This is a genomic window from Vibrio qingdaonensis (genome assembly GCF_026191675.1).
GTDB classification, from domain to species: Bacteria; Pseudomonadota; Gammaproteobacteria; order Enterobacterales; family Vibrionaceae; genus Vibrio; species Vibrio qingdaonensis.
Genome location: NZ_JAKRRY010000025.1, coordinates 70,784 through 82,271 on the forward strand (window position 1 = coordinate 70,784; position 11,488 = coordinate 82,271).

Consider the following 11,488-nt stretch of genomic DNA (forward strand, 5'->3'; position numbering starts at 1 on the left):
AATTTGCAAGTCTATCTTGTCGGTGGTGCAGTGCGCGATCAATTACTCAAGCTTGATGTCTATGATAAAGATTGGGTTGTGGTCGGCGCCACACCAGAACAAATGCTTAATGCGGGTTTTCAAGCCGTTGGTAAAGACTTTCCTGTCTTCCTACACCCAAAGAACAAACAAGAGCATGCGCTTGCTCGTACAGAGCGAAAATCCGGGCATGGCTACACGGGTTTTGAGTGCTTTTCTTCCCCCGATGTGACATTAGAAGAAGATCTGCAACGCCGTGATCTCACTATTAATGCCATGGCACAAAACCAACAGGACGATATCATCGATCCTTATCAAGGGCGCCTAGACCTTGAACTGCGTGTATTGCGCCATGTTTCCCCTGCGTTTGTCGACGATCCGTTACGAGTACTACGCGTCGCTCGCTTTGCGGCGAAGTTAGCACACTTAGGTTTTACCGTCGCGCCAGAAACCTTGTCTTTGATGCAGCGCATTGTCGATGATGGTGAACTCGCACACCTAACGCCAGAGCGGGTTTGGCAAGAGTGGCACAAGTCACTATCCGCGCCGCACCCAGAGGTTTTTCTTGATATCCTGCGACAGTGTGGCGCACTCAAGGTTGTATTACCTGAGATTGATGCTCTATTTGGCGTCCCACAACCAGAAAAATGGCATCCGGAAATAGATACTGGCATCCACACGTTATTAGTGGCTCAACAAGCGAGTAAATTGAGTACGGAGACGACCATTCGTTTTGCAGCTCAAGTTCACGATTTAGGCAAGGGCGTCACACCTCGCGACGAATGGCCAAGCCATAAACTGCACTGCCACACTGGACAAAAGCTGATTAAACAGCTGTGCCAACGCGTTCGAGTGCCAAATGAATACCGAGACCTTGCTCTCGCCGTGTGTGCTCAGCACTCTAATATCCACCGTGCGCATGAGCTTAAACCCGCGACTTTTGTGAAAATATTTTCGCAACTGGATGTATGGCGAAAACCGGCAAAACTTGCGCAAGTTTTATTGTGTTGTGAAGCTGACCATAGAGGGAGAAAAGGTCTTGAAAACCAGCCTTACCGACAAGCAGAAAGAGTAAAGCAAGCCTATCACGCCGCCATTAACGTGAATGTACAAACCATCATTGCTGATGGCTTTAAAGGCCAAGCAATTAGAGAAGAGCTAGAGAAGCGCAAAACAAGCGCCATTGCTGAAGCGCTAAGAAGCTAAGAAGCTAAGAAGCTAAGAATAAACATCATCTATACCGACCAAATCGTCGATCTTGAGTCGCCATGAACGCTGGCAACCTAATGACTAGGTGCCAGCAATATCATGCCTGATTAACTCATCAGCAAAAATGCAAACAGTCCCACACCTAACAGTAATCGATAGATGACAAACGGCATCATTCCCATGCGAGAAATGAGCTTCAAGAAATAGTGAATGCAGATATAAGCACTGATAAACGAGACCACGATGCCCGTTAACAAGTAGCCCGCATGTATCGGTTCAGAGCCTGTCACCAATTTCAAACCTAAGTAAGCGCCCGCTAAGGTAATAATAGGGATCGACATTAAAAACGAGAATCGAGCCGCCGCTTCGCGAGTAAAACCTAAATATAAAGCCGCTGTAATTGTCGCTCCTGAGCGTGACGTACCCGGAATGATCGCCATCGCTTGAGCAAGACCAATAAACAAGGCTTTTTTCCAGCCCGCTTGGTACTCATCCGCATTTTGTTTGGCATGCTTGTCTACCCACCATAATAACAAACCAAAGATAATCGTAGTGGTGGCAATCACGTAGGCACTACGTAGATACAATTCGATGAGATCTTTCATCAGTAAGCCAAAGATACAAGCTGGGATCGTCGCTAAGACAATCATCCATGCCAGTTTTGATTCCTTACTGCGCTCGCCCTTAAAGATCGAAGCAAACAAGGCCCGAAATAGGGTAACCACTTCTTTTCTAAAATAGATAACCACGGCGGCTAACGTACCCACATGCACCGCAACATCAAAAGCGAGCCCTTGGTCTTCCCAGCCAAGAATGGCGGAAGGTAAGATCAAATGCGCAGAACTGGAGATAGGTAAGAATTCCGTTAACCCTTGAATAAGGGCCAAAATAAAGGCTTCAAAATAACTCATTACTATTTACTACCAACTAAAATTGAAAATCGATTTTTCTAAGTGCTACCGGATCTGACATTGTCTCTAAGATCTGACCGACAGTGCGACCATCATTCGGGATCACCAAGTTCGGATCTAGATCATACAGAGGCTGTGTGACAAATGAATATTTAAAAATATCTTCACGCGGTACAAATGGTTTCTTTTGTGAGATTTCATTTCCAAACAACAAGATATCAAGATCAATAGTGCGATCTTGAAACTTGGCGGCATCCACATCACGTCCCCACTTCACCTCGATCTCTCTTAGTGCAGCGCTGAGTTCCGTCAACGTTAATGTGGTATCCAGACGAACCACCATATTGAAAAAATCGTTGCCAGAGAAACCAAAAGATTCACAAGCGTATACTGGCGAGTAGTGCAGGTTCTTGGTGATCAGCGATAATTCATGGCACGCGGCGCGAATGTGTTTCTCACGTTGCACATTCGAACCAATACCAATAAAGGCGGTGATCATGCCTCGCCTCGTTCAATCACCACGCCTACGCCTTTGGCCTGTGCGACCGCCCCAGGCTTAGTTAAACGAATCTTAACCCAAGGCACAGAGAATTGCGTTTGAATAAGAGTAGCCACTTCTTCAGCCACACGCTCAACCAACAGAAAACGCCCCGTTTCAATATGCTCAAGGACTGCAGTGCAGACTTGCGAGTAATCAAGCGCATCTTCAACATTGTCACTTTTCCCGGCTGGCGCATTATCGTGTGCCATTTCAATATCTAGAACCAACTTCTGTTTGATTTCTTGCTCCCAGTCATACACTCCGATAGTGGTAATGACTTCAAGTTGCTCGATAAATACTTTGTCCAATGCCATGATTTGTCCTTTATTAGAGGTCGGATACCCATTTGCTGGGAAAAAACGTACTATTGCCGATATGATATCAGTCCCCATTGATAATTTCTTGAGAAAAGGTATGCAATGACACCGTTAGCGCTCGCTATGATCATCATCGCTTATTTGCTCGGCTCAGTGTCGAGTGCAGTGCTGATCTGCCGTCTACTACGCCTACCTGACCCTAGAACTGTCGGCTCGCAAAACCCTGGTGCAACCAATGTACTAAGGTTGGGAGGCAAAGGTGCCGCCGTGGCGGTGTTACTCTGCGATATGCTCAAAGGCACGATCCCTGTCTGGAGTGGTTACTACTTTAATATCGACCCTGTCATTCTAGGCGTCATTGCGATTGCCGCTTGCTTGGGGCATATGTACCCATTATTTTTCCACTTCAAGGGGGGGAAAGGCGTGGCGACGGCATTGGGGGCGATTGCGCCTATTGGCTGGGATTTAACCGGGCTTATTACAGGTACTTGGCTATTGGTCGCGTTGATCTTTCGCTATTCCTCGCTCGCCGCCATTACAACGGTCATGCTTGCCCCGGTTTATACCTGGATGGTCAGACCCGTCTTTACTTTTCCAGTAGCAATGCTGAGTTGCTTAATCATTTTGCGCCACCATCAAAATATTCGACGCCTGTTTGATGGAACCGAGCCAAAAGTAGGACAAAAAAAGGCACCGTAAACGGTGCCTCGTCATGCCTATCTTACTGAATTAGGCGTGCTGAGCTAAAAACTCAACAAGTTTGTTGGTCACCAATTCTGGTTGCTCTAGGTTACTAATATGTCCTGCGGCTGGGATCACCATGAGTTCACTGCCTGAAACCAAATCCTGCATCAAATAAGACTCGAGTACCGGCCTTGGCTTATCTTCTGCTCCTACCGCGATAAGGGTAGGCAGAGCAAACTTTTCAATTTCATCACATAGATCGCGTCGCCCAAAGACCATCCGCCCGATACGAGCGATCTCAACAGCCTGCTCGCCTTGCACCTTCGACAATTGAGTCGCGAACTCATCAACCAATTTAGGTGTTGTATTTTTAGCATCTTGCGCAAAAAACATGGGTACAACCGCTTCTAATATTGGCTTTGGCACCGCTCTAACTTGCGTAATGGTGTCGAGCATCGCAAAGTATTTGGTATGCATAACTTCAGGTTCTAACCCAACAAACGTATCCATCATGACCAAACTTTTTACACGAGATGGTGCAAGAGCTGTCAGCTCTGCGCCCCACATACCGCCGACAGACAAACCGACAATAGAGAAGGATTCTACCTCTAACTCATCCATTAGAGCCAAAATATGTTCGGCATAGTTTGTTAGATTACGCATAGAGGCGGGCGCTGACTCTGATTCTCCATGAGACCATAAATCAGGCACAATACAGCGATAATGTTGACTCAGCACTTCAATTTGAGGGGCCCACATTTTGCTATCCCATAAATAACTATGCCCGAAAATGACAACAGGTCCGGAGCCTATATCTTGATAAGCCATCGTATGGCCATCAATAGAAAACTGCTTCATGTTTCTTTATTCCCTATGTTTTTCGCTAATGTCGTTTTCACTAATGTAACACGTTTGCTTCGTCACAGACCTTAGGCTTTTTGTTTAAAACTGTCATAAAAAAGGCCACTTACGTGACCTTATTTCTTAACGTCGCACAATGGTTATCAGCCACCTTATACTTCGCTCGATTAGTGACTGCTCACTTGATCGGCGTTAGCTGATCAATGGGCCAGCGCGGTGTGGCTTCAACCGCCATATCAGCAACATCGCCATTTTTTAGACGTTGCATCCCCGCATAAGCAATCATCGCACCATTATCGGTACAAAACTCAGTACGTGGGTAATAAACTTCACCACCGACTTTTTTTGCTAGCGCTTCAAGCTCTTGGCGCAAAAAGGTATTCGCACTCACGCCACCTGCAATCACGATACGCTTCATGCCTGTTTGCTTTAGTGCACGCTTACATTTTATCGCCAATGTATCGCACACGGCTTCCTGAAACGCGTAGGCAATATCAGCGCGAGTCTGCTCATCATCATCGTTCGCCCTAATCGTATTCGCCGCAAACGTTTTAAGACCGGAAAAGCTCATATCCAAACCCGGCCTGTCTGTCATCGGTCGTGGGAACTTAAAGCGCCCTTTTGTCCCTTTGTCCGCAAGCTTAGACAATAAAGGTCCGCCCGGGTAATCCAACCCCATCAGCTTCGCGGTTTTATCAAAGGCTTCCCCGGCGGCATCATCAATCGACTCACCCAAGATCTTGTAGTCACCAATACCATTGACTTCAACGATCATGGTATGACCGCCAGAGACTAACAAAGCAATAAAAGGGAATGGCGGTGGGTTATCTTCTAGCATCGGTGCCAATAAGTGCCCTTCCATATGATGCACTGGCACCGCAGGAACCCCCCAAGCGTAAGCCATACTACGGCCAATTGTCGTGCCAACCAACAACGCGCCGACCAACCCTGGACCGGAAGTATAAGCAACACCATCAAGATCCTTTGGCGTTAAATTGGCTTCGGCTAATGCCGCTTTGATCAACGGGATCGTTTTTTTAACGTGATCACGAGACGCCAATTCAGGTACGACACCTCCGTAATCAGCGTGCAATTTCACTTGGCTATAAAGTTGGTGTGAGAGTAAACCTTTTTCATCATCATAGATGGCAATACCAGTTTCATCACAAGAGGTTTCAATACCTAGAATGCGCATAATGTTCTCGACTTATTTCGAAATTGGCGCAATATTACCTCGTCATCGCGTCTCAAACAAATTTTGTACAAGACATAGGCGGAAAAGTGCTTTACAAAGCCTATCTGATCGGATTAAAATTCCGCACCATTTTTGATTTAGCTGGTTTACCGCTTAGAACTAAGGGAATCCTTAGCCCTAACAACAAAAGCACCAGCATTAATGAACAGTTAAACCCTGAGGTGAAAGGCATATGCCAGTAGTTAAAGTACGTGAAAACGAACCGTTCGACGTTGCACTACGTCGTTTCAAGCGCTCTTGCGAAAAAGCAGGTATCCTTTCTGAAGTGCGTCGTCGTGAGCACTATGAAAAACCTACTACAGTACGCAAACGCGCTAAAGCAGCTGCTCAAAAGCGTCACGCTAAGAAGCTAGCTCGCGAAAACGCACGTCGCGTTCGCCTGTACTAATAACTAGGTCCCAGTAGGAATTTAGTTATGGCTCTTATTGAACAACTCAAAGAAGAGCAAAAAATTGCGATGAAAGCCAAGGACAAAGCTCGCCTTGGCACTATTCGTTTAGCCTTGTCAGCTATTAAGCAACGTGAAGTCGACGAACGGATTACTCTGAACGACGACGACATCCTTGCTATCCTGACAAAAATGGTTAAACAACGTCGCGATTCTGTCTCTCAGTTTGAAGCTGCGAATCGTCAAGATCTAGCGGATGCAGAGAAAGCCGAAATTACCGTTCTTGAGGACTTTATGCCTCAACCACTGACGGAAGATGAAGTAACAGCACTTATTGTTAGCGCTATTGCCGAATCAGATGCAGCTGGCATGCAAGACATGGGCAAAGTAATGGGCGTGCTGAAGCCGCAAATTCAAGGCCGAGCAGACATGGGGAAAGTAAGTGGTTTAGTTCGCGCTAAACTGGCTTAGTCACCCAACCAAATTGCAGCAAGCCGTGCTATCCTCTGGAGTGCACGGCTTGTTTGTATCTCAACCCTAATAAAAGGGTGATATCTTTCTTGTAAACGTTTCTTGTAAAAGGTTTTATGTCCGGAATTATTCCTCGCCACTTTATTGACGATCTATTAGCTCGACTGGATATTGTCGATATTGTTGACGCGCGTGTAAAACTGAAAAAACAAGGCAAGAACTACGGCGCATGCTGTCCCTTCCATAACGAAAAAACCCCCTCTTTTAGCGTGAGCCAAGAGAAGCAGTTCTACCACTGCTTTGGCTGTGGCGTACATGGTAATGCCATTGATTTCCTTATGGAATATGACCGTCTTGAGTTTGTTGAAGCCATTGAAGATCTTGCTTCATCTATCGGGCTGGAAGTACCAAGAGAACAAAGAAACGGCAACAGCGCTTTCACCAAAGGGCCCACTGCAAACAGTGAACAAAAACGATCCTTATATGATCTTATGACCGCCATTGGGCAGTACTACAAAGATCAATTAAAAGTCTCGGCAAATAAAATTGCCATCGACTATTTAAAAGGACGTGGGCTTTCTGGTGAAATCGTTCAAAAGTTTGGTATTGGTTATGTTCCCGATGAGTGGGATAACGTACGTAAAAACTTTGGCCAACAAAAAGCCACTCAAGACATGCTTGTCTCGGGTGGTATGTTAATAGAGAACGACAAAGGCAACCGCTACGATCGCTTCCGTGGTCGTATTATGTTTCCTATCAGGGACAAACGTGGACGTGTTATCGGCTTTGGGGGACGTGTTCTCGGCAACGATACACCGAAATACCTCAACTCCCCTGAAACACCCATTTTCCATAAAGGCAAAGAACTTTACGGCCTTTACGAAGTGCTGCAAGCGTATCGAGAGCCACCTCAGATCCTCGTCGTTGAAGGCTATATGGACGTGGTCGCCCTTGCGCAATACGATGTAGATTACTCTGTCGCCTCACTTGGCACCTCCACTACTGGTGATCACCTGCAAGTTTTATTTCGCCAAACCAATACCGTTGTGTGTTGTTACGATGGTGACCGGGCAGGCCGTGATGCCGCTTGGCGTGCCCTTGAAAATGCTTTACCTCATCTAAAATCAGGCAATACATTAAAATTCCTGTTCTTGCCCGATGGTGAAGATCCGGATAGCTACGTTCGTAAATACGGTAAAGCGGCGCTTGAAGAACAAATTGCGAATGCGACGCCCCTGTCCTCTTACTTATTCGATAACCTCATTGAATTAAATAAACTCAATCTAGGATCCAATGAAGGTAAGTCTGCATTAAGAGCGCTCTCGAGTGAACTAATTAATAAGATCCCAGACGTCTACTTCCAAGAGCTATTGGAAAAACGTTTAGATGAGCGTACGGGCTTTGATAATCAATTAAGGCGAGCACGAAAAACGTCTGTAGAAACGCGACCACAACCGCAGAAAGCGATAAAACGCACCCCTATGCGTGATGTTATCGCTCTACTTTTGCAAAATCCGAGCTATGCTGAAATGGTACCGGATCTATCCACAGTGAGAGATTTATCACTTCCTGGATTAAATTTATTGGGTGAAGTGGTTGATAAATGTCAAACACACCCCCATATGACTACAGGTCAACTGCTTGAGCATTGGCGTAATACAAAAAATGAGGCGCTTCTGTCTCGTCTCGCGAGTTGGGATCTCCAGGTCGACGATGACAACCAAGAAGATGTATTTATTGACTCATTGGACAGAATACTCGCCCAATGCGTAGAACAACAAATCGAAAACCTGCAGGCTAAAGAAAGAAGCGTCGGCTTATCAGTCGATGAAAAACGGGAGCTGCTAGCCTTGATGCTAGATTTAAAAGCGTAACCCTATTTATTTAGTCAGCAACAAATAAATTTGTTACTATTAATGGTTTGCATTTCGCATACTAAACCCTTCACTAGATCTAAGTTGGATATCGTCTATGGAGCAAAATCCGCAGTCACAGCTAAAACTGCTTGTCATCAAGGGCAAGGAACAAGGCTATCTGACCTACGCAGAAGTAAATGACCACCTACCTGAAGAGATTGTCGATTCTGAGCAGGTAGAAGATATTATTCAGATGATTAATGACATGGGTATCAAGGTAGTAGAAACTGCCCCAGATGCCGATGACCTTGCTCTGAGTGATGAACAGTCTATCACCGATGAAGACGCAGCCGAAGCGGCTGCAGCTGCACTTTCAAGCGTAGAAAGTGAAATTGGCCGCACGACTGACCCAGTCCGTATGTACATGCGTGAAATGGGTACCGTTGAGCTATTGACTCGCGAAGGCGAAATCGATATTGCTAAGCGTATCGAAGACGGTATCAACCAAGTACAAGCCTCTGTTGCTGAGTACCCTGGTACGATTCCTTACATTCTTGAGCAGTTTGATAAAGTTCAAGCAGAAGAGCTACGTCTTACTGACGTAATCTCTGGCTTCGTTGATCCAGATGACGATGGCACCACCGCTCCTACGGCGACTCATATCGGTTCAGAACTAGCAGAATCTGATCTTGAAGATGAAGACAAAGAAGGTGAAGACGACTCTGATGAAGACGACGAAGAAGAAGATGTAGGTATTGACCCAGAGCTTGCTCTAGAGAAGTTCACAGCGCTGCGCAATACTTACCAAGACCTTCAGCTTGTCATCAATGAGCATGGTTACGATAGCCCGCAAGTGGCTAAGTCGCACGGCTTGGTACAAGAAGTCTTTAGAGAGTTCCGTCTAACGCCAAAACAGTTTGATCACCTAGTGAACGAACTGCGCACGTCAATGGATCGTGTACGTACTCAAGAACGTTTGATCATGCGTCAAGCGGTTGAATACGGCAAAATGCCTAAGAAATCTTTCATTACGCTATTCACAGGTAATGAATCGAACGAAGCATGGTTAGATGAAGTTCTCGCTTCTGATAAGCCATACGCAGAAAAGATCAGACGTTACGAAAATGACATTCGTCGTTCTATCCAAAAGCTGGATATCATCGAAGAAGAAACGTCACTTTCAGTACAAAACATCAAAGACATCAGCCGTCGCATGTCTATCGGTGAAGCGAAAGCTCGTCGTGCGAAAAAAGAGATGGTTGAAGCGAACTTACGTCTAGTAATTTCGATTGCTAAGAAGTACACCAACCGTGGTCTTCAATTCTTGGATCTTATCCAAGAAGGTAACATCGGTTTGATGAAAGCCGTTGATAAATTTGAATACCGTCGTGGTTACAAGTTCTCGACATACGCAACATGGTGGATTCGTCAAGCAATCACTCGTTCAATCGCCGACCAAGCGCGTACGATCCGTATTCCAGTTCACATGATCGAAACGATCAACAAACTGAATCGTATCTCTCGTCAAATGCTTCAAGAAATGGGCCGTGAGCCTCTTCCTGAAGAGTTGGCTGAACGCATGCAAATGCCTGAAGATAAAATCCGCAAGGTACTTAAAATTGCTAAAGAGCCAATCTCAATGGAGACGCCAATTGGTGACGACGAAGATTCGCATCTAGGCGACTTTATCGAGGATACCACACTAGAACTGCCTCTAGACTCTGCAACAATGACGAGCCTACGAGTCGCAACAAAAGACGTTCTAGCCGGTCTAACACCTCGTGAAGCAAAAGTACTGCGTATGCGTTTTGGTATCGATATGAACACTGACCACACGCTTGAAGAAGTGGGCAAACAGTTCGATGTAACGCGTGAGCGTATTCGTCAAATCGAAGCAAAAGCATTGCGTAAACTGCGTCACCCTAGCCGCTCAGAAACTCTGCGTAGCTTCCTAGACGAGTAAGTCAGGTAAAAATCAAACAAAAGGTGAGCACTAGCTCACCTTTTTTGTTTCTATCGGTTTAAGTGATTAAAAAGCAAGCGCAATTAGCCCTAGTTACGTCTAGACAGCTCACCTGCCATCCCCTATAATCATTGCCCTATAAGGCCCCTTAGCTCAGTGGTTAGAGCAGTCGACTCATAATCGATTGGTCCGCAGTTCAAGTCTGCGAGGGGCCACCAAATTTAAAGGCTTGAGAAGCGATTCGTTTCTCAAGCCTTTTTCGTTTCTGCTGAATCAGATAATGAGTCTGACTGTATGTAAATTACCTTTGAGTAGTTGCGAACTAAGAAACTCAGGTAACCAGTTACCGCGACTATCAAAGAGCATGCAGCTCTATCTCTTAAGTCACATTCGGCCATCTATTCCCCCAATCTTCACAACAGTAGTACGCCCTTCATTTACGTTTTAATACTCTATTGAGTGCTACACGCGCATGAAGCTGGTCTTTAATGAACATGCCCTTGAGAGAAGTTGATCATCGCCACTCCAACCACCACAAACAAAATTCCCGCCCAGACCATAGGATCAAGATGCTGACGATAAACGACTGTTGAGATAAGGCTCACAGCAACAATCGCTAACCCGGCCCACAGCGAATGAACAATACCTACAGGCATCCCTTTCATCGCTTGGCTTAAAAATGCAAATGCCGCTAGATGACCGACAATAACCAGTGTCGCTGGCAGGGGGTTTGACAAACTAAAACCATCGGTAGCCTTTAAGGCCACATGTGACATAGCTTCCGCCAAAACAGCTAACGCTATAAATAACCAACTCATCAAACTATTCCTATTTATTTACAACACAGTGGGGTGAATCAAGCCGTCTTCAAGCGAGCAGCAATATTCAGTCGATGGTATTCAAGGTTCAAAAGCTTTGAGCCTTACATAAAAAAGCCCGAGATAAACGTTGAGATCTCGGGCTTTCAAATAATGAGCCTAAGAAAGGCTCATTGAAGTCAGTTTCGACGACTAT

Annotated in this window: 12 protein-coding genes and 1 tRNA gene; 7 read left to right on the plus strand and 6 right to left on the minus strand. The window is 45.7% G+C overall.

What is annotated here, in order from left to right; all coding sequences use genetic code 11:
• Positions 1-3: 3 nt before the first annotated feature.
• Entirely contained in the window at positions 4-1,224 is a 1,221-nt protein-coding gene (locus MD535_RS17225) for a multifunctional CCA addition/repair protein (protein ID WP_265676284.1), read from the plus strand.
• 110 nt (positions 1,225-1,334) lie between these two features.
• Here MD535_RS17225 and MD535_RS17230 read toward each other — a convergent pair whose 3' ends face one another.
• From MD535_RS17230 to folB, 3 genes are read right to left on the minus strand one after another with little or no spacing between them, the layout of a single operon-like run.
• Positions 1,335-2,138 (minus strand): undecaprenyl-diphosphate phosphatase, encoded by an 804-nt coding sequence (locus MD535_RS17230; RefSeq protein WP_265676286.1) that lies wholly within the window; start codon positions 2,136-2,138, stop codon positions 1,335-1,337.
• Between the two features lie 16 nt (positions 2,139-2,154).
• Positions 2,155-2,637, minus strand: a complete 483-nt coding sequence (gene folK / locus MD535_RS17235; protein ID WP_265676287.1) for a 2-amino-4-hydroxy-6-hydroxymethyldihydropteridine diphosphokinase — start codon at positions 2,635-2,637, stop codon at positions 2,155-2,157.
• Positions 2,634-2,993: a dihydroneopterin aldolase gene (folB, locus tag MD535_RS17240; protein ID WP_265676296.1), complete on the minus strand. Its 360-nt coding sequence runs from the start codon at positions 2,991-2,993 to the stop codon at positions 2,634-2,636. Before folB ends, folK begins: the two co-directional genes overlap by 4 nt.
• 105 nt (positions 2,994-3,098) lie before the next feature.
• Between folB and plsY the strand changes: the two genes are divergently transcribed.
• On the plus strand, positions 3,099-3,695 hold the full coding sequence (gene plsY, locus MD535_RS17245; protein ID WP_265676288.1) for a glycerol-3-phosphate 1-O-acyltransferase PlsY: 597 nt from the start codon (positions 3,099-3,101) through the stop codon (positions 3,693-3,695).
• 30 nt (positions 3,696-3,725) lie between these two features.
• On the opposite strand, the gene MD535_RS17250 is transcribed toward plsY, so the two are convergent.
• Positions 3,726-4,538, minus strand: a complete 813-nt coding sequence (locus MD535_RS17250) for an alpha/beta fold hydrolase (RefSeq protein WP_265676289.1) — start codon at positions 4,536-4,538, stop codon at positions 3,726-3,728.
• Between the two features lie 181 nt (positions 4,539-4,719).
• Positions 4,720-5,736: a tRNA (adenosine(37)-N6)-threonylcarbamoyltransferase complex transferase subunit TsaD gene (gene tsaD, locus MD535_RS17255; protein ID WP_250617425.1), complete on the minus strand. Its 1,017-nt coding sequence runs from the start codon at positions 5,734-5,736 to the stop codon at positions 4,720-4,722.
• A gap of 232 nt (positions 5,737-5,968) precedes the next feature.
• Here tsaD and rpsU point away from each other — a divergent pair, with 232 nt between their 5' ends.
• From rpsU to MD535_RS17280, 5 genes are all read left to right on the plus strand, one after another.
• Complete coding sequence (rpsU, locus tag MD535_RS17260; RefSeq protein WP_001145625.1) at positions 5,969-6,184, plus strand: 30S ribosomal protein S21; 216 nt, start codon at positions 5,969-5,971, stop codon at positions 6,182-6,184.
• 27 nt (positions 6,185-6,211) lie between these two features.
• Positions 6,212-6,655, plus strand: coding sequence for a GatB/YqeY domain-containing protein (locus MD535_RS17265; RefSeq protein WP_265676290.1), 444 nt, complete (start codon positions 6,212-6,214; stop codon positions 6,653-6,655).
• Positions 6,656-6,771: 116 nt separating this feature from the next.
• Complete coding sequence (gene dnaG / locus MD535_RS17270; RefSeq protein WP_265676291.1) at positions 6,772-8,529, plus strand: DNA primase; 1,758 nt, start codon at positions 6,772-6,774, stop codon at positions 8,527-8,529.
• Positions 8,530-8,626: 97 nt separating this feature from the next.
• Complete coding sequence (gene rpoD, locus MD535_RS17275) at positions 8,627-10,474, plus strand: RNA polymerase sigma factor RpoD (RefSeq protein ID WP_250617422.1); 1,848 nt, start codon at positions 8,627-8,629, stop codon at positions 10,472-10,474.
• 142 nt (positions 10,475-10,616) lie between these two features.
• Positions 10,617-10,692, plus strand: a tRNA-Ile gene (locus tag MD535_RS17280).
• Positions 10,693-10,959: 267 nt separating this feature from the next.
• Here the strand turns inward: MD535_RS17280 and MD535_RS17285 are convergent.
• Positions 10,960-11,292 carry a DMT family transporter gene (locus tag MD535_RS17285; RefSeq protein ID WP_265676292.1) on the minus strand — a complete coding sequence of 111 codons (333 nt, stop codon included), beginning with the start codon at positions 11,290-11,292 and terminating at the stop codon, positions 10,960-10,962.
• Between the last annotated feature and the right edge of the window lie 196 nt (positions 11,293-11,488).